This is a genomic window from Halomonas hibernica (genome assembly GCF_013183775.1).
Classification (GTDB): Bacteria; Pseudomonadota; Gammaproteobacteria; order Pseudomonadales; family Halomonadaceae; genus Vreelandella; species Vreelandella citrativorans.
In genome coordinates, this window is sequence record NZ_VIFN01000002.1 from 200,472 (window position 1) to 223,604 (window position 23,133).

The 23,133-nt window shown below is 54.3% G+C and carries 16 protein-coding genes; 7 read left to right on the forward strand and 9 right to left on the reverse strand.

The genetic code is table 11. The features are described from left to right. Positions 1-49 precede the first annotated feature (49 nt). Positions 50-2,395: a mechanosensitive channel protein gene (gene ybiO / locus FKN99_RS05280; protein ID WP_216657992.1), complete on the forward strand. Its 2,346-nt coding sequence runs from the start codon at positions 50-52 to the stop codon at positions 2,393-2,395. 107 nt (positions 2,396-2,502) lie between these two features. Here the strand turns inward: ybiO and FKN99_RS05285 are convergent, their stop codons facing one another. Continuing rightward, positions 2,503-3,249, reverse strand: a complete 747-nt coding sequence (locus FKN99_RS05285) for an SDR family oxidoreductase (protein ID WP_172116933.1) — start codon at positions 3,247-3,249, stop codon at positions 2,503-2,505. A gap of 160 nt (positions 3,250-3,409) precedes the next feature. On the opposite strand from FKN99_RS05285, the gene folK reads away from it, so the two are divergent. The 5 genes from folK (at position 3,410) to hglS (ending at position 10,711) form a co-directional block, all read left to right on the forward strand. Next, the gene (gene folK, locus FKN99_RS05290) at positions 3,410-3,856 is read left to right on the forward strand and encodes a 2-amino-4-hydroxy-6-hydroxymethyldihydropteridine diphosphokinase (protein WP_172116934.1); all 447 of its coding nucleotides are present in this window, start codon (positions 3,410-3,412) and stop codon (positions 3,854-3,856) included. A 105-nt stretch (positions 3,857-3,961) separates the two neighbouring features. Then, a complete protein-coding gene (locus FKN99_RS05295; RefSeq protein WP_172116935.1) occupies positions 3,962-4,774 on the forward strand; it encodes a flagellin N-terminal helical domain-containing protein in 813 nt (270 codons plus the stop codon). Positions 4,775-4,969: 195 nt separating this feature from the next. Further along, on the forward strand, positions 4,970-6,223 hold the full coding sequence (locus tag FKN99_RS05300; protein ID WP_172116936.1) for a 2-aminoadipate transaminase: 1,254 nt from the start codon (positions 4,970-4,972) through the stop codon (positions 6,221-6,223). After that, complete coding sequence (gene ydiJ / locus FKN99_RS05305; RefSeq protein ID WP_172116937.1) at positions 6,220-9,336, forward strand: D-2-hydroxyglutarate dehydrogenase YdiJ; 3,117 nt, start codon at positions 6,220-6,222, stop codon at positions 9,334-9,336. Before FKN99_RS05300 ends, ydiJ begins: the two co-directional genes overlap by 4 nt. A gap of 1 nt (position 9,337) precedes the next feature. Further along, positions 9,338-10,711: a 2-oxoadipate dioxygenase/decarboxylase HglS gene (hglS, locus tag FKN99_RS05310; RefSeq protein ID WP_172116938.1), complete on the forward strand. Its 1,374-nt coding sequence runs from the start codon at positions 9,338-9,340 to the stop codon at positions 10,709-10,711. A gap of 56 nt (positions 10,712-10,767) precedes the next feature. On the opposite strand, the gene amaA is transcribed toward hglS, so the two are convergent. The 3 genes from amaA to amaB are packed head-to-tail and all read right to left on the reverse strand — an operon-like array spanning position 10,768 to position 15,094. After that, positions 10,768-12,060 carry an L-pipecolate oxidase gene (gene amaA / locus FKN99_RS05315; protein WP_172116939.1) on the reverse strand — a complete coding sequence of 431 codons (1,293 nt, stop codon included), beginning with the start codon at positions 12,058-12,060 and terminating at the stop codon, positions 10,768-10,770. Positions 12,061-12,114: 54 nt separating this feature from the next. Further along, the gene (gene nhaC / locus FKN99_RS05320; protein WP_172116940.1) at positions 12,115-13,551 is read right to left on the reverse strand and encodes a Na+/H+ antiporter NhaC; all 1,437 of its coding nucleotides are present in this window, start codon (positions 13,549-13,551) and stop codon (positions 12,115-12,117) included. 49 nt (positions 13,552-13,600) lie between these two features. Then, positions 13,601-15,094 (reverse strand): L-piperidine-6-carboxylate dehydrogenase, encoded by a 1,494-nt coding sequence (gene amaB, locus FKN99_RS05325; RefSeq protein WP_172116941.1) that lies wholly within the window; start codon positions 15,092-15,094, stop codon positions 13,601-13,603. A gap of 124 nt (positions 15,095-15,218) precedes the next feature. On the opposite strand from amaB, the gene gcvA reads away from it, so the two are divergent. Then, positions 15,219-16,106: a transcriptional regulator GcvA gene (gene gcvA / locus FKN99_RS05330; protein WP_172116942.1), complete on the forward strand. Its 888-nt coding sequence runs from the start codon at positions 15,219-15,221 to the stop codon at positions 16,104-16,106. Here the strand turns inward: gcvA and FKN99_RS05335 are convergent. From FKN99_RS05335 to FKN99_RS05355, 5 genes are all read right to left on the reverse strand, one after another. Further along, on the reverse strand, positions 16,075-16,992 hold the full coding sequence (locus tag FKN99_RS05335; RefSeq protein ID WP_172116943.1) for a LysR substrate-binding domain-containing protein: 918 nt from the start codon (positions 16,990-16,992) through the stop codon (positions 16,075-16,077). The two genes, gcvA and FKN99_RS05335, sit on opposite strands and share 32 nt — an antisense overlap. A 72-nt stretch (positions 16,993-17,064) precedes the next feature. Then, a complete protein-coding gene (locus tag FKN99_RS05340) occupies positions 17,065-18,960 on the reverse strand; it encodes a TRAP transporter permease (protein ID WP_172117033.1) in 1,896 nt (631 codons plus the stop codon). A gap of 121 nt (positions 18,961-19,081) precedes the next feature. Beyond that, positions 19,082-20,077 (reverse strand): TAXI family TRAP transporter solute-binding subunit, encoded by a 996-nt coding sequence (locus FKN99_RS05345; protein ID WP_172116944.1) that lies wholly within the window; start codon positions 20,075-20,077, stop codon positions 19,082-19,084. Positions 20,078-20,475: 398 nt separating this feature from the next. Next, complete coding sequence (locus FKN99_RS05350) at positions 20,476-22,032, reverse strand: BCCT family transporter (RefSeq protein ID WP_172116945.1); 1,557 nt, start codon at positions 22,030-22,032, stop codon at positions 20,476-20,478. A gap of 258 nt (positions 22,033-22,290) precedes the next feature. Then, positions 22,291-23,025: a DUF481 domain-containing protein gene (locus FKN99_RS05355; protein WP_216657993.1), complete on the reverse strand. Its 735-nt coding sequence runs from the start codon at positions 23,023-23,025 to the stop codon at positions 22,291-22,293. Between the last annotated feature and the right edge of the window lie 108 nt (positions 23,026-23,133).

Below are 23,133 nucleotides of genomic sequence, written 5' to 3' on the forward strand. Positions count from 1 at the left end.
TACAGGCGTGACGTCAATACGTATATTTCCCTGGCTAGGTATTTGGCTAATGACACTGCTTGTGTTTTTTGCCACGCCGGTATTAGCCCAAACGACGACGGTCGAAAGTGATCGTGCATCGCCTCCAGCGGAAGTGCCCGCTTCTTACGAAGCACTTGCTGATCTCCTCGAAAATGAGCAGTCGCGCCAAGAGCTAATTGATGTATTACGTCAACAGGCATCCGCGTTGCCCGCCGGTTTAGAGGCTGAGTTATCCCCTGAAGCCGCCGCTCAAGGAAGCGATTTGGCTCCAGAGGATGTCTCATTGCCGCGCCAGTTGGCGGAGCTGACAAGCGATGTTGTCAGTAATATTGGCCTGCAGATTGAGCAAGCTTTTTCCATCATGGGTAACCTGTTTACCGGGCAAGGCGCGAGTGCTTTTGATTCGTCAGCTTTCGTCCAGGCCGCGATTAATCTGGGCCTCGTGATCGTTGCGACCTTCGTGATTTTCTTCGCACTACGTCGGATGGCCAGGTCTGCCTTTACGCGGGTGAGCAAATGGTCGCTCAATGGCGCCGGAATGACGCCAGTGCTGCGCTTGATTTGCTGCGTCATTATTGCGGCACTTATTGACTTTATATTGGTAGGGCTTGCGTACGTGGGCGGTAACCTGGTGGCCACGTTCGCGATTGGTGAAACGGGCGAGCTTTCCACGAGGGCTTCGCTGTTTCTCAATGCCTTTCTGGTCATTGAGTTGATGAAAGCAGTGATGCGGATGCTGTTTTCCTCACACTACGAAGGCCTGCGATTGTTGCCAATTTCAACCGGTGAAGCCTCCTACTGGAACCGTTGGATAGCACGTCTTATCGGCATGGTCGGTTACGGACTAATGGTTGCCGTGCCGCTGATCAATTTCTACCTGGCTGCCAGCGTAGGCCAAGCGGTTGGCACATTAATTATGATTGTGGCCTTTGTTTATGCGGTCAGTGTGGTGCTCAAGAACCGTATTCGCATCCGAGGGCACTTGAATGATGCGGCGGCCAATACGTCGATGGTGGCAAGCCGTGTATCGCTTCAGCTCTTTGCACGTACCTGGCACTTTTTTGCGCTGATCTACTTCTTAATGGTCTTCGTTTTGATACTGACGCGCCCTGGCGATGCACTGCCTTTCGTGCTTTTTGCAACACTGAAAACATTGGCTGCGGTGGTTATAGGGCTTCTGGTATCGACCTTCCTGACCCAAACGATTGGGCATCGCATTCGCCTGTCGGACGATTTGCGTCGTAAGTTGCCGCTGCTTGAGCCGCGTCTTAACAGCTACGTTCCCAACGCGCTGCGTGTGCTACGCACCATCATCCTGGTCGTCGTTATCATGGTGGTGCTGGATGCCTGGGGTGCGTTCAATCTAGCCAATTGGTACGCTTCTGAACGCGGAACGATGCTGGTAGGGCGACTGGTCAGCATTGTCTTGATTCTGATTGTTGCGCTGGGCGTGTGGTTAGGACTTGCGAGCCTGATTGAGCATAAGCTCAATCCGGAAACCGGCGGTGGTGAGCCCTCTCCTCGAGCTAAAACGCTATTGAGCCTGTTCCGCAACGCGCTGGCTATCGCCATGCTCACGATTACCGGGATGATCCTACTGTCCGAAATCGGCATTAACATCGGCCCGCTGATTGCCGGTGCCGGGGTACTGGGTTTAGCTATTGGTTTCGGTGCGCAGAGGCTGGTACAGGATGTTATTACCGGGGTCTTCATTCAGATCGAGAATGCCATGAATACAGGCGATGTGGTAACGCTGGGTGGCATCACCGGGACTGCAGAACGATTAAGCATTCGTTCGGTAGGCATTCGGGATCTTTCGGGCACCTATCACATCATTCCCTTCTCAAGCGTTGACACCGTTTCTAACTACATGCGCGACTACGGTAACCATGTCGGTGAGTACGGCATTGCTTATCGTGAGAGCATTGATGATGCGATTGAGCAGCTCCAGCTTGCCTTTAATGATCTGAAAGCCAGCGAAGAGTATGGCTATAAGATCCTTGCTGATCTGACGGTCGCCGGTGTTATAAGCCTGGGCGACAGCGCCGTCAATATTCGTGTGGTTATCAAAACCACGCCGGGCGATCAGTGGGGTGTTGGTCGGGCGTATAATCGTCTGGTCAAGCTGCGCTTTGATCAGGCGGGCATTGAGATACCGTTCCCGCATACCACGATGTACTTCGGTCAGGACAAGTCCGGTTCAGCGCCGCCTGCCAACCTGCGCATTATGCAGCAGGACTTCACTATCGATGGTAGCCCTGCTGGGCAGCCAAAGGCAGGTGAAAGTGAGGTAGATGACCGTTTTTCACCTCGCCGGAAAGATAAGTCTAGTGAGACGACTGAGCAAAATCTACCCACGGGTGACGATGTCTAATGCTTAGGCGTTAGCACACCTACTTTGCGTTTTGGGGCCGCCTTTGGGCGGCCCCACTGCGTTCTACGTTGTTAGAAATGTTCTTGGAACGGCTGTTAATTTGGTTGTTACTCTAGATAGTTCTCCGAATGCCTGCCTTCCAGGTAGATCGACTCACCTCCATCGACACATAACACTTGGCCGGTAACAAAATCGTTTTCCAGCAGGTAGTACAGCGCCTTTGTTAAGTGGGCGGGCGTTCCCTGCCGGTTAAGGGGGATGCCTTCCAGACGCCATGCAATATAGTCGTGGCTACGCTGGGAAGTGGGCAGTACTACGCCGGGAGAAATACCATTGACCCGGATACGCGGTGCGAATTCGAGTGCGGCCATTTGGGTCATCTCTTTCAGCCCCTTTTTAGACAACAAATACGCCGCATAAGGGTATTGATGATAGGCCACTTTATTGTCAATGATATTCACCACACAGCCGTTAGACACCGCGTTAGCAAAATGTTGAATTAACAACAGCGGGGTAAATAGGTTGACGCGAAACTGCGTCTCCAGGAGTGCCATGTCCGTTTGAGCAATGGGTGCGGCTTGGTAAGTGGAGGCGCTATTAACCAGCACATCTAAATGCGGAAAGCGCCGTATGGCGGCTTCAATCAGTGTATCCAGCGGATCGTGCAAAAAATCACAGGGCAGTATTTCGCACTCGCGCCCTTTGTTGCGGATAGTGCATGCTACCTCTTCAGCTTCATCTCGTGAGCTATTAACGTGGAGTGCAATATCGTATCCCGCTTCTGCTAATGCTTCTGAAAAATGCCGTCCCAAACGGGTAGCACCCCCGGTCACTAATGCTGCTTTAGTCGTCATGGTTATCCCTGTCTTTAATCATTATATGGTGTGCTTCGTTTATCTTGCGTTTGTTATTAGTTGTCTGATTGCTTGCACACTTAGAGCATAGCGCTAGTCTGAGGTATGATCATTACAGTGCTTAATAATATTTCGGCTTCTCTCTAGTTGAGTGATCGTTATGTCAACAACGGCGTTACGAGCAGGGCAAGATACACGGCTTCATGAATGCCTCATCTCGATAGGCTCGAATATTGATCCTGAGATGAATGTCACGCGAGCATTGTCTCTTTTAAACAGCGAATGCGACCTGGTCACGCACTCTCAGCCAATCCGTACCTCCCCTGTTGGCTTTTTACCGCAGGCCGATTTTCTCAATGCCGCGCTATTGGTGCGCACGCCGCTTACCTATGAAGCGTTTCGGCTGTATTTAAAAGCGGTCGAGAACCGCTTGGGTCGCGTACGAGGTCTGAATAAATCAGGCCCACGCACCATGGATCTGGATATTGTGGCGTGGAATGGCGAGTTAATGGACCAGGGGTACCTGGAGTATGATTACGTCAGGCTCCCTATCGATGAAGTGTTGGCTGCTAGTGGGCGCTCATTAACGATAAAGCATGAGCGGTAAAAATAATTAATGCTTTACCCGTTCAGGCCGATAAATACGTCACTGACGTTGTTAATTGGCAAGTCAGACCTGCGTATTGCGCCTTGCACTTAATGAGGGCCTGAATTGTTCAGCCTAAATACCAATGTGACCTCGCTACGGGTGCAGAGCAATTTGCGCAGTAGTCAGCAAGCGATTCAGACCTCTATGCAGCGGCTATCGTCGGGCTTGCGTATTAATAGCGCCAAGGATGATCCGGCCGGGCAAGCGATTGCCAATCGTATGAACGCGCAAATCCGCGGCATGAATCAGGCCATTCGTAATACCAATGACGGAATTTCGCTGGTGCAAACGGCCGAAGGCGCGCTGAATCAGATCAATGATAATTTGCAGCGCATTCGTGAGCTGAGCGTGCAGGCCGCTAACGGTACTAATAGCAATGATGATCTCGTTTCCATTCAGGGCGAGATCGACGGACTCCTGGACGAAATTGACCGTGTCGCCGGGCAGAGTAGCTTCAACGGCATTGATCTGTTTAAGAAGCGCGATCTCACTATCCAGGTGGGGGCCAACTCAGGCAATACCATCAGCATTCGCATGGAAGGCATGGGCCGTAATGCCTTGGGGCTTAGTGACTTCAGCGTGCTTTCGGATGGTACGTCCAGCCCGATGGAGGTGATGGACGACGCCATTAAGCGGGTGGATCGCCAGCGTAGCTACTTTGGTGCGATGCAAAACCGCTTTGAAAGCGTCATCGACGGGCTCAACAACAATATCGTTAACCTATCAGCGGCCCAGTCGCGCATTCAGGATGCGGATTACGCCCGGGAAGTTTCCAACTTGATCCGCGCACAAATTCTCCAGCAGGCGGGCATGGCGATTCTTGCCCAAGCCAACCAGCAGCCGCAGATGATCCTGCGTTTGCTGGAGATCCTGTAGCGTTGCTCTGCTATTTCATAACTGTTATCCATTCCTTTTTTTGACCTGCCTTTCGATATGACGGTTTAGAGTGCGTGCTTCTCTGCTTATGCATTCCAATTTGGCATGCGTTAAGCGTTTTTTTTCGTTTGTGGTCTTGTCTGGTAATTTGCTTTGATAGCGTCATTCACCCTGAATGGCAGAAAAGCAATGGCAATGGATCTTCCTCATGTAAGTGCTGCGTTAGGCGTTTTACACCCTATTTGTATAGCCCGCGGGCGTAATGCGGAGGTTTGGGATGAATCAGGCCAGCGCTATATCGATTTTATCGGCGGCATCGGCGTGCTTAACCTTGGTCATAGCCATCCGGCAGTAGTGGAAGCCGTTCAAAGCCAGGTAGAAACGTTAATGCATTCTGCATTTAATGCAGTGCCACATCGGGGTTATCTATCGGTAGTAGACGCATTAAACCAGTTTGTACCGGTCTCCTATCCGCTCTCCTGCATGCTCACCAATAGCGGTGCAGAAGCAACCGAAAACGCTCTCAAAGTTGCTCGAGGTGTCACCGGTCGACAAGCAGTTATTGCCTTCGACGATGCTTTTCATGGCCGAACGCTGGCCGCCTTGAACTTGAATGGCAAGGTTAAACCGTACAAGTCAGGCCTTGGCGCCTTACCGGGGCCTGTCTATCACCTACCTTTCCCGAGCCGTGATAGCGGTGTGACCGATGAGCAGGCGCTTGCCGCGCTGGAGCGGCTATTTGAAGTTGAAATACCCGCCGATGAAGTGGCTTGCATGATCGTTGAGCCCATCCAGGGAGAAGGTGGTTTTCGCCTATTGTGCCCTCAGTTCGCCACGGCAATGCGTGAAATCTGTAATCAACACAACATCATACTGATATTTGACGAAATTCAATCAGGATTCGGGCGCAGTGGTAAGCGTTTCGGCTTTTCACACTTGGGCGTTGAGCCAGATCTTCTGTTGATGGGCAAAAGCATCGCCTCTGGGTTGCCGCTAGCGGCGTTAGCGGGGCGGGCAGAGCTAATGGATGCGTTACCCAAAGGTGCGCTGGGTGGCACATACTCAGGCAATGCAGTGGCATGTGCAGCCGCACTGGCCGTCATGGACATCATGCAGGAAGAGGCGCTTGCCTGCTGGGGAGAGCAGCAGGAAGCACTGATAGTTGAAGCTTACCAGGCGTGGCAGTCAAGCGGCCGCTTTCCTATGCTGGGAGCCATGACGGGCGTTGGTTCGATGCGGGGTATTGTTTTTAACGATACTCAAAATGCCACAGGCGCTGAGCATCTGACGGCACTATTGACCGCCGGACGTAACGCTGGCGTTCTGCTGATGCCCAGCGGACGCAAACGCAATATTCTACGTTTATTACCCCCGCTCACCATCGAGCCAGAAATATTAAAAGAAGGTCTAAGCCTGATTGAACAGGCGTTGGAGACGCTAAGCGCATGATCGCCATGGAAGCCGGTGAAGGTGTTAGCGCGGTATACCAGTGCTTTCTGAAAGCCCTTAAAACACGCGGCTTCGATGGTGAGATTGCCCCTGACTATGCCCACCGCACGGTGCTGGCAACCGACAACTCGATCTATCAGCGCCTGCCCCAGGCGGCGGTGTTTCCCCGCCATGCAGAAGACCTGGAATGCCTGGCCAAACTGGCCGCTGAAGCGCCTTACCGCGAGGTGGTGTTAACGCCGCGAGGCGGCGGCACCGGTACCAACGGTCAGTCGCTTACCGATGGCATCGTGGTGGATATCTCCAGGCACATGAATCAGGTGCTGGACATTGATGTCGAGAACCGTCGGGTACGCGTTCAAGTGGGAGTCGTGAAGGATCAGTTGAATGCCGCCTTAAAGCCCTACGGGCTGTTTTTTGCCCCGGAGCTTTCGACCTCCAATCGAGCGACCATCGGCGGCATGATCTCGACCGATGCCAGCGGTCAGGGTAGCTGTGCTTACGGAAAAACCCGTGACCACGTGCTGGAACTCGACACGGTACTGCTGGGTGGCCAGCATCTGCATAGCCGAGCACTCAGTGCCGATGAGGAACAGCAGGCCTGCCAGCAGGACGGTATTGTCGGACAGGTGCACCGCACAGCGGCCAGTATTATTGATCAGCAGCGCGAACTGATTAAGGCCACCTTTCCGCCGCTTAACCGCTGCCTGACCGGTTACGACCTGGCCCACCTGCGCAACGACCAGCATGCGCTTGATCTCAACAGCTTGCTGTGTGGCTCGGAAGGCTCGCTGGGGTTTCTGAACGAAGCCGTGTTGAACGTACTGCCCATTCCCCAACACGCCACCCTGGTTAACGTGCGCTATACCCGCTTTATGGATGCACTGCGCGATGCCAAGACACTGATGGCCAGCGCCAGGCCTGTGTCGATCGAAACCATCGACGATACGGTGCTCACGCTCGCCATGGCCGATTTTGTGTGGGACAGCGTGGCCGAGTTCTTCCCCGAGAGCGACACACCGATTCGGGGTATCAACCTGGTCGAGTTTAGCGACGACGACCCTGCAGCACTGGCCGAGCAGGTAGAGGCCTTTACGCGTCACTTGGACCAGGATGCCACGGTCACACGATTAGGCTATACCCTGGCCGAAGGCCGTGAGCAGATCAGCGCGGTTTACGGCATGCGCAAACGCTCGGTGGGCCTTTTGGGCAATGTGCAGGGTGAGAAGCGCCCACTGCCGTTTGTTGAAGATACCGCCGTACCACCAGAACATCTGGCCGATTTTATTAGCGAGTTCCGCGCCGCGCTGGACGCGCGTGGGCTCGCTTACGGCATGTTTGGGCATGTTGATGCGGGCGTGCTGCATGTGCGCCCCGCGCTGGACATGAAAGACCCGGCCCAGGAAGCACTGATTCGGGACATCTCCGATGAAGTCGCCGCCCTGACCCAAAAATACGGCGGATTGTTGTGGGGTGAGCACGGCAAAGGGGTACGCTCCGAGTATGCACCCAAATTTTTTGGCGAGCTCTACCCCAGCCTGCAGCGGGTCAAGGCCGCGTTTGACCCGTTTAACCAGCTTAACCCTGGCAAGATCGCTTCACCGGCAGAGAACGGCGCGCTGATCGCCAAAGACAGCGACCCAAACCTGCTAAGCATCGACGCCGTGCCGATGCGCGGCCAGCTGGACCGCACCATTGATGAGCGCGCCTGGCAGGCCTATGACGCGGCGGTGTACTGCAACGGTAACGGCGCCTGCTACAACTACGACGTGGACGACCCCATGTGCCCGTCGTGGAAGGCGACCCGCAACCGTATTCACTCGCCCAAGGGGCGCGCCAGCCTGATGCGTGAATGGCTGCGCCTGCAGTCCCAGGTGGGCATCGACGTGGTCGAGGAGTCGCGCAAGAAAAAAGCAGAAGGCCGATGGGGCTTTATTAAACACTTCCCGAAACGCCTGGCGAATACGTTCAGCCGCCAGCAGCATCACGACTACTCTCATCAGGTCTACGACGCCATGGCCGGCTGCCTGGCGTGCAAGTCCTGCGCGGGGCAGTGCCCCATCAAGGTCAACGTGCCGCAGTTCCGTTCGCAGTTCTTGGAGGTGTATCACGGACGCTATTTACGCCCCCTGCGCGACTACGTAATAGGCAGCACAGAATTCATGCTGCCCACGCTTGCCCGGGCAGCACCGCTGTATAACGCCGTGATGGGCCAGCGCTGGGTGGAAACGCTGATGCGCCGTAGCGTGGGCATGAGCGACACGCCATTGCTCTCCCGCGCCAGCGTGAAAAAGCAGCTGCGTGCCTGGGGCGTGGCGGAAGCCACGCCTACCTCGCTTGCTCTGCTCACCGACCAGCAGCGCGCCAATAGCGTGATTGTGGTTCAGGATGCGTTCACCACCCATTTTGAAGCCAAACTGGTCATGGACGTGGTCGAACTGCTCTCACGGCTCAACCTGCGCGTGTTGGTGATGCCCTATAGCGCCAACGGCAAGCCACTACACGTCCAGGGCTTTTTGGGTGCGTTTGAGCGTACGGCCGAAAAGCAGGCGAAACGCTTGCGCGCCTTAAGCGAGTTTGAGGTGCCCATGGTGGGGATCGACCCGGCGATGACCCTGACCTACCGCCAGGAGTACGTAAAAGCGCTGGGACCCGACGCCGTGCCCGAGGTATTGATGCTGCAGGAGTGGCTGGCTATTCGGCTGCCCACCCTGGCACCCCGACAGCTAACGCCCAATGCCCCCGGCTTTAAGCTGCTTTCGCACTGCACCGAAAAAACCAACGCCCCCGGAAGCCCGAAGGCGTGGCAGCAGGTATTTGCCGCATTTGGCCTGCCATTGGAGCTGGTCAATACCGGCTGCTGTGGAATGTCCGGCACCTACGGCCATGAAACGCGCAATGCCGAAACGTCCAAAACGATTTATGCCCAATCCTGGCAACCCCAGGTCGAGGCAGAGGAAAACGCCGACAGGCTACTGGCCACGGGGTATTCGTGCCGCAGCCAGGTGAAGCGTTTTTCGCATATAAGCTTACAACACCCCCTTCAAGCACTATTAGTGCAGCTGAAATCGAGTATTCCTTTTCACCGTAACAACATGCATAGAGAGCTGTGAAATGACCCAGTCCGTGTTTTTAGCCACCAATGCTATTCGAGACCGTTTCTCCAGCGCCATGTCGGCGATGTACCAAACGGAAGTCCCCCAATACGGCACGTTGCTAAAGTTGGTTGAGCAGGTGAATCAGGAGACGCTTAGCCAGCAGCCAGCGCTACGCCGCCGCCTGGAAGCCCAGGGCGAGCTTGCGCGCCTGAGCGTAGAACGCCACGGGGCGATTCGCGTGGGCTCAGCCAAAGAGCTATCCATGCTGCGCCGCTTGTTTGCCGTGATGGGAATGTACCCGGTGGGCTATTACGACCTTTCTGAAGCTGGGGTGCCGGTTCACTCCACAGCGTTTCGTCCGGTTGAGGATGACGCGCTGGCCTGCAACCCGTTTCGCGTTTTTACCTCGCTGCTGCGTCTGGAACTCATCGAGAGCGAGACGCTGCGCCAGCGTGCCGAAGAAATTCTGGCCAAGCGGGATATTTTCACGCCCGCCGCTCGTGAGCTTATTGAGCGTTTTGAAACCCAGGGCGGATTAACCTCTGAAGAGGCGGATCAGTTCGTCAAGGAGGCCTTGGAAACCTTCCGCTGGCACCAGGATGCCACGGTCGACCTGGACACCTACCAGGCGTTGAGCGATGAACACCGTCTGATTGCCGATGTGGTGTGTTTTCGCGGGCCGCATATCAACCATTTAACGCCGCGCACGTTGGATATCGACGAAGTTCAGCGCCGTATGCCAAGCGTTGGCATGAACCCGAAGGCAGTCATCGAAGGCCCGCCGCGCCGTGAAGCGCCCATTTTACTCCGCCAGACAAGCTTTAAGGCATTAGAAGAATCGATTCGCTTTGCAGGCGATGCCCAAGGTACGCATACTGCCCGCTTTGGCGAAATCGAGCAGCGCGGCATGGCGCTCACGCCGAAAGGGCGCGCGCTTTACGATCAGCTGCTTAATGAAGGGCGTAAACAAGCCGCGGGGCTTGATAATAACGCCCACCAGGCGGTTATGGACAAGGTATTTGCCGCCATGCCTGATAGCGATGAAGCAATGCGCCGAGAAGACCTGGCTTACTTTCACTACCACCTGACAGAGGCCGGTAAAGCCGCTTCAGGCGGTGTCAATGCTGATATCGACGCCTTGATCGCTCAAGGGCTGGTGGAAGCGCAACCGATTACCTATGAAGATTTCTTGCCGGTTAGTGCGGCAGGTATCTTCCAGTCAAACTTAGGCGGAGGCGAGAACGCAGCCTATGCGGGTAACGCCAATCGGGATGCTTTTGAAGAGGCGCTAGGTGCTCAAGTGACCGATGAACTGGCGCTTTATGCCGAACGGGAACAGGCTTCTAAACAGCATGTGTTGGCCCAAATGAGCTCCACTGCATCCGTATGAGGCGCCATGCTAACAGTATGCGCCCTTAAGGGCGCATACGGCTAATGTAGCTTGGATTAGATCAGTACTCTTAAGCACTGGCCCGCATGATATAGCGCAAAGCCACTTTCATAAGCACAGCGCCATAGCGGGCGCGCTTTGATTTGCTTGGGCTGTGAAATTGGCAGGGGCAGCAGGCTATCGTCGCCACTGGCTATGTAGTGGGCAAAGCCTTCACCCACAACGGTACCCGTAGTCACACCACGCCCGTTATAGCCTGTCGCTGCTAGAATGCCGGGGGCTGGCTCAAACAGGCGCAGCGTATGGTCAGGCGTAAACGCGATCTTACCCGTCCATGTGTAGTCCCAACGTACTTTGCCAAGCGCTGGGAAGTAATGATTCTGAATGGTATCCGCCCAGCAACTAAGATAACTAAGTGGCTTACCTTCGCCCTTACCCAGACTGCCAAGCAGCAGCCGGCCCTCCTTATCACGGCGTATGCTACTTAGCACGGTACGGGTATCCCAGGCGCCTTGGCGCTCGGGAAGAATTGCATCGGCAGCATCACCGCTTAGCGGTTCTGAAGCAAGCTGGTAGTAGTGACCAATAAAAAAATGTTTGCGAACCTGGTTCCAGGCATCTTCTGTGTAAGCATTTGTGGCTATGACGACTTTATCGGCCGTTACGCTACCGTTGTGAGTCAATACGCGCCAACGGTCTCCTTGTCGCTCAATGCCCGTAACACCGCTTTGGCAGTAAAGCGTAGCCCCCAGATTATGAGCGGCACGGGCAAGCCCACGTGTATAAGCGCAGGGGTTTAGCGTGCCTGCCCGCTTATCCAGCAGCGCCGCTTTAATTTTTGCTGTCCCGGTGATCTGCTCGCAGGCGTCACCGGTTAATAAGGTAACGGGGGCGCCACGGTTTTGTAGCTGATCCCGGCGACGTTCAAGCTCTTGGCCTCCTTTGGCATTATGGCCAAGATGAAGTGTGCCTTCTCGTGTCGGGTCACACTGAATGCCGTAACGTTCAATAGTCTCGAACACTTTGGCGGGAGCACCGCCCAGCACGGTATTCGCACGCTCGCCTTTCTCTGCACCCAGAGCGGCTACGATATCGTCGGGTGGAATCCAAAGCCCTGCATTGACTAAGCCAACATTGCGCCCTGACCCACCGCTGGGGATATCCCCTGCCTCTAATAGCGTCGTTTTGATACCTTTTTCTGCCAAATGAAGCGCTGTGGAAAGGCCTGTTATACCTCCGCCCACCACGCAGACAGTCGCTTCTTCATGGTGGCCGAGTGACGGGTATTGGAAAGGCTCTTCTGTGCTTGTTTGCAGCCAAAGGCAGCGCTCGGAGAGGGCGGTTTGCATTTTATAATATCTCCTGAAAAAAGCGCAGGCCGGCTCAAGGGCCGACCTTGTTTGTTACGCTGTTGGTTGAGAGGAGAGCGTCGTTTTGGAGGGGGCGGCGGCATCCTCGTGGGGAATAAAACGGCCGGTTAACCCCCAAAGTAGGCCGAACAAGGGAGATAACCAGCAAGCAAAAGCGAAAGGCGCATATGCCAAGGTGGGGACACCGATGGTGGATGCCACAAAACCGCCGCCCATATTCCAGGGAATCAAGGGAGATGAAAGTGTGCCGTTATCCTCGATCGCGCGTGAAAGCGTTGATGTTTTATAACCCATCGCTTGATATTGCCCTTTCAGTAAGCGGCCTGGCAGTACTAGCGTGGTATAGACATCCCCGATGATGGTGCTGACCGCAAGGGTGGTGCCCGAACTTGTTGCGATCAGGCTAAAGCGCCCTTTAATCAAGCGCATCAACTGTTTAATAATTGCATCTACGGTGCCATAGGCCTCCAGCATGCCAGCAAAACCTAAGGCAAAGAACGTTAAAGTAACGACCCACGTCATTGAGAGTACGCCACCACTGCTTAACAGAGCATCAATCGCGGTATTGCCAGTGTTACTGCTAAAGCCATTTTGCATGGCATCAAATACTGCGTGCAGGGTTTCTCCCTGAACGCCAATCGCAACCAGCCCGCCTAGCGCTGCCCCGGTGAAAATAGTGGGGAAGGGTGGAAACTTGGCAAGTGCCAGGGCGATAACGACACACGGTGGAATCAGGGTTACCCAGGAAAGGGTAAAAGTGTCGTCCAAAGCTTGACGAAATGTGGCTATATCGGTGCTGTGCTCGAACTGTCCGCCATAGCTGGCACCCAGCCAGATATACAAAATAAGTGCTATCAACATGGCCGGCACGGTAGTCGCCATCATGCTGCGTATGTGCGTCCATAAATCTGTCTCACACACAGCTGGCGTTAAATTGGTGGTTTCTGACAAAGGCGACATTTTATCGCCAAAGAACGCGCCGGATACCAATGCCCCACCGGTCAAATACATGGGAATGCCGAGGCCCTCTCCGATCCCCATTAGGGCGAGCCCAAGGGTGCCGATAGTTCCCCAGGAGGTGCCTGTAGCAAGTGATACCAAAGCACTTACCAAGCAGGTAGCAACGAGAAAATACGATGGGGAGACAAGTTGGAAGCCATAGTACATCAGCGTTGGTACCGTGCCAGAAAGAATCCAAGTGCCGATAACCATGCCAACTGCCATGAGAATAAAAATCGCAGGTATACCTAGTTTGACTACCTCAAGCATCGAGTTTTCCATTCTTTGCCAGGGTACGCCGCGAATGCGCCCACAAAGCGCGCAAATCATAATGCCGAAAGCCAATGGGATGTGGGGGGTGAAGTCTGAGAAAACAAAAAACTGCAAAATCAAAATAGCAGTGGTGGCAAGGAGCGGTAATATTGCCATCACTAAACCCGGCGTCGGGCCGATTTGGACATCGTCACGCATAAATCACCTTCTTTTTATTTTATCGTGAGGGCCCTCAATAGCGAGAGGTTTAGTCGAATTTAATTCCTTGAGCTAAAGGCAGTTCTCGAGAGTAGTTGACGGTGTTTGTCTGGCGACGCATATAGCTTTTCCAAACGTCAGACCCTGATTCGCGGCCGCCACCGGTTTCTTTCTCGCCGCCAAAGGCGCCACCGATTTCAGCGCCGCTCGGGCCAATATTAACGTTGGCAATACCGCAGTCACTGCCTACCGCGGATACGAACGTTTCAGCTTCGCGTACGTCGGTAGTGAAAATGCACGATGACAAACCCTGGGGAACATCGTTATTAGTGGCAATTGCTTCGTCTAACTCTTTGTAAGTAAGTACATACAGAATGGGGGCAAAAGTTTCATGTCTCACCAGCGAATTTTGCTCGGCCATCTCAACGATCGCCGGAGCAACGTAGTAGCCGTTATCGCTACCGGCAATCTCCACACGGTCACCGCCAAACACTTCAGCGCCATGCTCTCGCGCTTTGGTCAGCACGCTCTGCATTGCATCAAAGGCTTGGTGGTCGATCAGTGGCCCAACTAGGTTGCCTTTAAGCGGGTTGCCAATGGAAATGGCGCTATAGGATTTCTTCAGACGGGCTAGCACTTCGTCTTTAATGGATTCGTGCACAACCAGACGGCGCAGGGTAGTGCACCGCTGGCCAGCAGTGCCTACTGCTGAAAAAAGAATTGCACGGGTTGCCATATCCAGGTCCGCGCTTGGAGCGAGCACCATGGCGTTATTACCGCCCAGCTCAAGAATGCTACGGCCAAAACGTGCTGCCACCTTGGGACCTACTTCACGGCCCATGCGCGTGCTGCCAGTGGCACTGATAAGAGCAATACGAGGGTCATCCACCAACTGCTCACCAGCTTCTCGCTCGCCAATAATCACTTGGCTTAGGTGCTTGGGAGCATCGTCACCAAACTGCTCAATAGCGCGATCCAGTAGTGCCTGACAGGCTAGTGCGGTTAAGGGAGTTTTTTCTGATGGCTTCCAAAGCAAACTGTTGCCACAAACCAGGGCGAGTGCAGCATTCCATGCCCAAGGAGCTACCGGAAAATTGAAGGCCGTAATCAGTCCAATCGGACCTAGGGGATGCCAGCTTTCACGCATATGGTGGCCTGGTCGCTCGGAAGCGATGGTCAGACCGAACAGTTGTCGTGACTGACCAACGGCAAGGTCGCAGATATCGATCATTTCCTGCACTTCGCCAAGCCCTTCCTGCAAAATCTTGCCGCACTCCCATGTTACTAGTTCACCCAGTGCTTCTTTATGCTGGCGTAGTTGATCGCCGAATAAACGAACTAGCTCGCCGCGGCGGGGAGCAGGAACACTTCTCCAGGCAAGAAAGGCTTCTTCGGCGTTGGCGATCGCTGTATCCACTTCGCTTTGTGAGGCCACTTTTAGGCGTCCAATTTCACTGCCATCGACTGGCGTGGTCACCACAAGATCTCCGCCTTGATATTGATGAGTTGCCACGCCCATTTTTTCCATTAGAGAATGAATCATTCTTATACCTCGTATTATGTTTTGAATCGCATGGATGTGATGCCAGTATTGCTAGGCTTTGAGCAAGCGTTCAAACGATGATTAAGAAAAATATCATTCTTTTTTTTCATTAAGTGGGGTTGGCATGCGCCGTAATCATTTGCCGTCTTTAACGGCTTTGCACTGTTTTGAGGCAGCTGCACGGCACCTTAGCTTTACTCGTGCGGCAGATGAATTAAGCCTGACGCAAAGCGCGGTAAGTAAGCAGGTCGCGCAACTTGAAACTACTTTGCTACACCCTCTGTTTCGGCGAGTGAGAAAGCGCCTTCACCTGACGCCGGAAGGTGCTGTGTACCTAGGTGAGGCGCGTAAAATTTTGGCTCAGGTAGAGATGTCGACACGCTATATGCAGTCGTACGGGGTGGAATCAGACGTGCTCAATGTGGCAACTTTGCCAACCTTTGGAGCACGTTGGCTAATCCCACGGTTGAATGGGTTTCGCCATCAGCACCCCTCTATCAATCTCAATATTTCCAATCGCTCAGAGCCATTCGATATGCAAAAAGAGCGTATTGAAGTGGCTTTCTTTTTTGGCCACGGGGTATGGCCGAGGGCGGAGTGCATTAAACTATTGGACGAGGAGCTGGTTCCTGTTTGTGCACCTTCGACGATTAAGCAAAAGGGAGTGGATACCCCCTTGGCACTAACTGGTTTGGTGTTATTACAGGTGTCCACTCGCCCCGAGGCGTGGCACGAATGGTTCGACGCGCAGTCGCTCTATACGGAACACAGTTATCACGGCCCGCGATTTGATACGTTTTATATGGCATTACGCGCAGCGCGTGCGGGCTGCGGTGTGGCGCTGGTACCGAAATTTCTAGCTCAAGAAGAGCTTGACGAAGGCAAACTGATTATTCCTTGGCAATTCTCGTTAAAAAGCAAGGATGCTTACTACATGGCATATCCAGAACATATGACGGAACTTTATAAAGTACGCGTTTTTATCGAGTGGATTTGCCAGCGTTTGGATTAATAGCGGCACTGGCCGTAATGTGCTCGACGAAGCGGCGTACTTTACCCAGTTCACCCAGGTGCTCAGGGTAAACAAGATAATACGCGCTCTCGCTGTATAACCGATGCGGCCAGGCGAGTACAAGGCGCTCGGCGGCCAACTCTTCATCCACGGTAAAGTGTGGCACTAAAGCAACGCCCCCACCTGCCATGGCGGTGCGTACCAGCATGGGGAAGGTTTCAAAACGAGTGCCGTGGTAGCTGCGATCAGTGGTGATCTGTTGTCCTGCAAACCAGTGGTGCCAGGCATCCGGGCGGGTAGAAAGGTGAAGTAGTTGCAGCTGGGCCAAGTCACTCGCAGTATGGATAGGGTGTTGAGCCAGAAGCGATGGAGCGGCAACCGCGACCATCTCCTCATCTACCAGTTTATGGCAAGCAAGATTAGGCCAACTACCGTGACCATAAAACAGAGCAATATCGATATCTTGTTGTTCAAGGGCAAAGTCTTCAACCCTGTCGTGAAATTCCAGGCTAATGCCCGGGTTTGCAGCTAAAAAGGGGGGTAGCTTGTCCGCTAGCCAACGGCTGCCAAAGCTTGGCAAAGTGGCCACTTTAAGCACTTCGCTATTGCCGCTATAAGTCATGATGGCGTGAGTCGACATCTCTATCTGGGCGAGTACCTTGCGTACGTCGCTTAAGAAGATGGCGCCCTCTGGTGTCAGCACAAGCGTGCGTCTTACGCGGCGAAACAGCTTATGCTGCAGCGTAGATTCAAGGTGGGCGACCTGCTTGCTGACCGCACTCTGGGTCAGGCTTAACTCATCGGCCGCCCGGGTAAAGCTCATATGGCGCGCCGCCGCCTCGAAACACTGCATGGCGGCGGTTGAAGGAAGGTTGCGTGAGGCCAAGGGGGATGCTCCTGATAACCTGTGAATCACCCCGGCAGCCAAGCACCGGGGTAATGTTGAGGTGATCATAACTCATGAAGCGAGTGGCTGAGCATCCTGGAAAGCATCCTTTCGACGTGACTGCCACCAGCCAATGGCTGCCATGGCAATCAGTCCTAAGCCGCTGGTCATTAGTTCAGGGACGACCATGGCAAGCCCGGCGGCCAAGAGCACTAGACGCTCCCATACGCGGGAGTCGCGAATAAAGTAACCCAGTAATGCGCTGCTGACGCCCATGATGCCGAGTAGTGAGAAGGCCAACGCACTGATCAACCCAAGCGGTGTCGGGTCGACCAATACCAGCATAGGATTATAGATAAATGCGTAGGGGATGATAAAGGCCCCTATGGCCAATTTAACGGCGGTAAAGCCGGTCTTCATCGGATTAGCCTGAGCGATGCCTGCGCCGGCAAAGGCCGCCAAGCACACTGGCGGGGTGATATCCGCGATGATGCCGAAATAAAACACGAACAGGTGTACTGCCATGGGGGGCAGGCCAAACTCGTTGATCAGCGCTGGTGCCGCGATGGTGGCCGTCACCACATAGTTGGCCGTGGTGGGTAGGCCCATGCCCAGCACAATGCAGGCGACCATGGTGAACAGCAGGGCAAGTATCAACACGCCGTCTGCTAGACTGATGATACCGGCTGCAAATTTCGCCCCCATGCCGGTCATGCCCACGACGCCTGCAATGATGCCTGCACACGCGACGGCGGCAATGACCGGCAAGGCCACGCGAGCCCCCTGTTCAAAGATATTGAGAACGCCTTTCAAGGTAGGTCGCGTCTCTTTACGCACCAGGCTCACCGCAAAGGCACAGGCGATACCCAGCAAGGCCGCCCGCTGAGCCGTAAACCCGATGCTGATCGTGGTCACGATAACCAGCAGCGGCAGCAGCATGTAGCCCTTTTCCAGCATCAGCTTGCGCTTGCTGGGCAACTGATCCTTGGGAAGTCCCAGAATGCGGTGACGCTTGGCTTCAAAGTGGACGCCAATAAAAATACCGGTGAAATAGAGAATGGCCGGAATCAACGCGGCAAACATGATCTCCCGGTAAGAGACCCCCACATACTCCACCATGATGAAGGCAGCCGCCCCCATCAGCGGCGGCATGATTTGCCCGCCGGTTGAGGCTGAGGCTTCAATGGCGCCTGCGACTTCAGGCTTGAAGCGAGCATTCTTCATCATCGGGATAGTGAACGAGCCCGAGGCAACGGTATTACCGATTGAGCTTCCGGAAATCATGCCTTGTAGTGAGCTTGCCATGACGGCTGCTTTCCCTGCTCCGCCGGTAAAACGGCCGGTGGCAGCAAACGCCAGATCGTTAAAGAAGCGGCCCACGCCGGTATGCATCAATACCACGCCGAAGAATAGAAACAGGAAGATAAAGCGCGCCGATATTTGCAGCGGTGTGCCAAATACCCCGCTTTCTCTAAACCATAAATATGGCGAGATCTGCTCAAGGGCAAAACCCGGATGCGAGAGTAAAGGACTCGGAATCAAGTTGCCAAACAGCGCGTATAGAATCGCTAACGTAGCCATGATGACAATGGGCATGCCAACGGTACGGCGGGTTGCCTCCAGAACAAACAGTACGCCGAGCACGGCTATGGTGAGATCAAACGTAGAGTAGCCGGTAATCCGGGCGCGCAGCACCTCTTCATAAAAAATGATTTTATAATAGGCTGCAAAGGTTGCCGCGAAGGCCAGTACGATGTCGTACCAGGGAACACCATGGCGAGGGCCAGTGCCACGTGTGGCAGGAAATAGGATGAATATCATCCCAAGGGCCATGCCGAGGTGAACCGCGCCTTGCTGCTGCGAGGGAAGCGTGCCGAAATACGCGGTGTATAGATGGAAGCAGGTGAGGGATACGCCCATCAGGGTAATGAGCCACGCCCATTTGCCTAATTGGAGCGGCGAGCGTATCTGCGACTCGCGATCATATTTCTCTAATAGCGATGCTTCGTCAGGAGTTTTTTTTTATCCACGTTTAAGCCTCATGCGGATGACGCCGCTGGTTTACCCAGCGGCGGGAAGGGATCACAAATTAATTGGCCAGGTCGCCCAGACTTTCGATCTCGGAGCGGTCACGAGTGACAATCTGGATGACTTCCGGGTAGATATGCCCGATGAATGCGACGTTATCGATAGCACCACCGTCGAACTCACCACGGCCTGCAACGGCGTCTTGCGCTGGGGCGTGAACCGTCATCCCCAGGTCCATATTGTTATCGCGGATGCTGACCAGGTTCTCGATGGAGGCACCGGTTTCGATGTTGGTAAAATTCTGGCCATCCAGGTAACGATTCCAGATAGTCGCCATTTCGCCACCCAGTGGGTAGTAAGTACCGCCTTGGCTACCGGTGCCCAGAACGAATTCACTTTTCGGTTCGATATCACCAAGCTCTGCCACGGGGTTATCGACCGTCAGCCCTTGCTCCTCATAGTAGCGCTTGGCACCAGGGTGAATCGGCAGGCCTTCAGAGCCGTTCAAGGCATTTTCCAGGGTCATGAAGGCTGACTGAGCGTGTGTATTCTCTTCAGCGTGTTGATGCATCAAACGCGCCAGCTCATAGCCGAGTTCTTCATCAATCGTCTGGGTATTGCCGACCAAGACAGCGTAGGCCGTGATGGTTTCTACATCCTGGTCCTGAAAGTCGTAGCTACCTGCGGGAATCGTGAAACGCTTATAGGCACTATTGGCTTCTATGTAGTCGATCGCCTCGTCACTTAGACCCAATAGTCGAGCGTCACCGCTTGAAGCCTGCAGGTTTTCAATACTACCTGAAGGCAAACCAAGAATGCCGATCGAAATATCAATGTTGCCATCTTGTACGCCATCAAGTGCAGCGCCAAAGCCCTCTTGATACGTGCTGTATTTGTCCTTGCCTATACCGTAGGCATCAAACAGCAGTTGGGAAACGCTTTGCGTTGTACTGGCAGGAGGCCCAATAGCGATATTAGGCTTACTGTCACTACTACATCCCGCTAGTAAAAGACCAGCACTTAAGCCACAGCAGACCTTGGACAGGTAAGGTTTCATATTAACTCCTGCTAATAAAATTATTTTTAATAATTCAGATGCGCCCATAGCTCGATCAAGTCTTCGCTTTATGAGTGAAGAGTGACTAAGCGGAAAAGAGAGCGGAAAATAGACTGGCTATTGTTCACACACACGGGGCAGCAGACAAAAGAAATTAAGTTGCGTATGCATTCCATTTTCTCATAGTCAGAGTGAGAATTGCTTGTCAGCTAATTACAAAAGCACCATTTACATGAAATTAAATTTCATAAGTTACTTATAACTAGGGGAGCGGCGTAGCTTAACGCTGTAAAATGCTAGTTAAAATTAGCATTGTTTGTATTCAATGTGGGAATGCATGGCCTCATACAATAAGGCCATGCACATCACATTCAGATGAGAAAGATTTACCAGAGTCGCTAGCTGTCAATAATTCCCTGCTCACGCGCCATGGCAAACGCTGCCTTGGGGCCATCCCAGAGAGAGGGCAGCAGAATCAGCGATACCGGCACGGCGGTAATCACGATGAACTGCTGCAGCGCAGCGATCTGTCCTTCACGCATGGCCAGCAGCACCGCAGCCATGATTGTCATGATCACGCCCCAGAAGGCGCGTAGAAAGGGGCTGGGCTCGTCGTGGCCAGCACCGACCATGGCAATGGAGTAACTCATGGAGTCGCCGGTGGTGGCCACGAAGATGGTCGTCAGCAGCAGGATCGCCAGCGCCATCCAAGTGCCGCCGGGCAATGCCTGGGCCAAGGCGAGCGTGGCGATGTCGAACTGAAAGTTCGTCAGCGCATCGGTCAGGTCGATCACGCCGGTCAGCTGGTAGTAAATGCCCGAGCCGCCCAGCAGCGTGAACCAGACCGTGGTGGCGATGGGGGCGATGACCGCCACGGCCAGAATCATCTCGCGAATGGTGCGCCCGCGGGAGATACGCGCCACGAAGATCGCCATCAAGGGCGCAAAGGCGATGAACCAAGCGTAGAAGAACACGATCCACCACTGCATCCAATCCGCCGGTGCGGTTTCCGCGGTGGTGGTGACCATCTTGAAGAAGTCGTCCAGATACGTGCCCATGCCGGCAAAGTAGCTGTTGAACAGAAACAGTGTCGGCCCGAACAAAAAGATGACCGCGCCGATGCCCAGCGCCAGCATGACATTGAAGCGGCTCAAGAGCTGCATGCCCTTGTGCACACCGCTGACCGCGGAAAGCACGTACACCATGCCCAGGGTCGCCAGAACCAAAAGCCGGGTAACGAAGGTGTTGGGCAGCCCAAACAGCACCTCGAGGCCATGGCTGACCTGGGTAGCCAGAAAACCGACCGGCCCGACGGTGCCCGCTACTACCGCCAGTACGCAGCAGGTATCCACCACGCCACCCAACGGACCACGCATCACGCGCTCGCCGAATAACGGGTAGAGCAGGGTGCGCGGTTGCAGTGGCTGGCCTTTCACGTAGTGGGCGTGGGCCAGTACGATCGCGGTGAGCGACCCCAGTATCGCCCAGCCGACGAAGCCCCAGTGGGTGAACGACTGCGCCAGTGCCCCGGGCACGGCGGCGGCCACGCCCGGGTCGGTGTCGAAGGTAGGCGGCACGTTCACGAAGTGATAGATCGGCTCACCGGCGGCGAAAAAGACGCCCCCACCGCCCAGTAGCGTACACAGGATAATCGAAAGCCACTTGAAGGTACTCAGCTCTGGTTTATCCAGGTTGCCGATCTTGGCGTTGCCGGCTGGGGTCAGCACAAGTCCGATGGCGATAAAGAACGTCAACAGCATCAGAAACTGGAAGTAGGTGCCGAAGGTCAGCGCGCTCCAGGCAAAACCCTGGCTGATCGAGTCGGCGACAAGGTCCAGGTCGTAAAAGGAAAGTGATAGAAAAAGCACGATAAATCCGATGCTTAGCGTGAGTACGATGGGATCGCCAAGCGATGGGTGCTTAGGGCTTTCAGCACCGGAGGTTGGTTGGTTCATCAATAAGAACACCTTGGGTGGAACATGAGGAAACAGCGCAAATGCGGAAAGCGCAGCAAAAAAAAAGCGCCATTCATTGAATGGCGCGAGGACAGGAAACTGGCGCTAGTATATCGTGCCACTAGACCAAAGTCGAACGCGATTAAAGGGGAGGCTTAAAATGAGGGCTGGAAAACAGGCCAATGCCCCCATTGAAGCACTGCAAAAACAGCGACGGTGCTTCTATTGGCGGGCCAGTCACACCTATCGTCGCTTTTGCTACCAGTGGTACAGCAACGAGGCACTGGTGGTGTTATCGGTACGTTCGCTGGCATCATCCGGCGGTTGAGAGTTGTGCTTAACCTCATGCGACAAGCGTAACGACATACGAGCGTTGAGCCGTGCGGTGAGCGCCGTTAGCGACCTTCCTGTCGTGTTTTTATCGGTATATTCCACCGACATTTCTTGATCAATATCGGCGTAGTCCGAAAATCCCCAATGATAGACCAGAGCGGTATAGGCAACCGCGAGCTGTTCGTTATCATCGTCGCGCAGGCGGTCATTACGGTAACCTGGGCCTGCCTCAAGCGAGAGTGAATGGCGCGAGCCTTCTAACAGCTGGCGCCCATACCCGCCAATCACGGAAAGTTGCTGGTCGTAGCCCGCAAAGCGATCTTTCTCCCAGCGGGCAAATCCAAATACATAGTGCGGGCCTTTAAAATCGTAGCGCTCGCGGGCAGCGAGCAAATATTGCTCGGCGCTGGTTTCGCCATCCTTACTCACGTTCCGCACCTCGCCGCGCAGCGAGTGAATAAAATTGCCGGTTAGCCAAGTCAGGCGGGTTTTGCCAATCAGTGTCTGGCTATTGGTGTTGCCAGAAAGGTGCGTAAAGCCAAGTTCAGCGTCGCCGCTAAAAATCGGCGCGTCGTCGGTAGGCGGCGGAGGTGCATAAAAAGGATTAGCGACCGCAGGACTGATAAGCACAAGGCTGAAAAAAGTAGCGCTGACAAACAGGCAATAGCTCGCCGAAATAACGTGGTTAAATATACTGAACACCCAACGCTTCCCTTAATGACAGAAAAGATGGCGATTAACGCCCCCTTACCGCGCATGTCATAATGA

Excerpts from the sequence above, each read along its gene's own strand:
- ybiO (WP_216657992.1), top strand. The coding sequence starts at position 50 with ATGACACTGCTTGTGTTTTTTGCCACGCCGGTATTAGCCCAAACGACG.
- FKN99_RS05285 (WP_172116933.1), bottom strand. The coding sequence starts at position 3,249 with ATGACGACTAAAGCAGCATTAGTGACCGGGGGTGCTACCCGTTTGGGA.
- folK (WP_172116934.1), top strand. The coding sequence starts at position 3,410 with ATGTCAACAACGGCGTTACGAGCAGGGCAAGATACACGGCTTCATGAA.
- FKN99_RS05300 (WP_172116936.1), top strand. The coding sequence starts at position 4,970 with ATGGATCTTCCTCATGTAAGTGCTGCGTTAGGCGTTTTACACCCTATT.
- ydiJ (WP_172116937.1), top strand. The coding sequence starts at position 6,220 with ATGATCGCCATGGAAGCCGGTGAAGGTGTTAGCGCGGTATACCAGTGC.
- hglS (WP_172116938.1), top strand. The coding sequence starts at position 9,338 with ATGACCCAGTCCGTGTTTTTAGCCACCAATGCTATTCGAGACCGTTTC.
- amaA (WP_172116939.1), bottom strand. The coding sequence starts at position 12,060 with ATGCAAACCGCCCTCTCCGAGCGCTGCCTTTGGCTGCAAACAAGCACA.
- nhaC (WP_172116940.1), bottom strand. The coding sequence starts at position 13,551 with ATGCGTGACGATGTCCAAATCGGCCCGACGCCGGGTTTAGTGATGGCA.
- amaB (WP_172116941.1), bottom strand. The coding sequence starts at position 15,094 with ATGATTCATTCTCTAATGGAAAAAATGGGCGTGGCAACTCATCAATAT.
- gcvA (WP_172116942.1), top strand. The coding sequence starts at position 15,219 with ATGCGCCGTAATCATTTGCCGTCTTTAACGGCTTTGCACTGTTTTGAG.
- FKN99_RS05345 (WP_172116944.1), bottom strand. The coding sequence starts at position 20,077 with ATGAAACCTTACCTGTCCAAGGTCTGCTGTGGCTTAAGTGCTGGTCTT.
- FKN99_RS05350 (WP_172116945.1), bottom strand. The coding sequence starts at position 22,032 with ATGAACCAACCAACCTCCGGTGCTGAAAGCCCTAAGCACCCATCGCTT.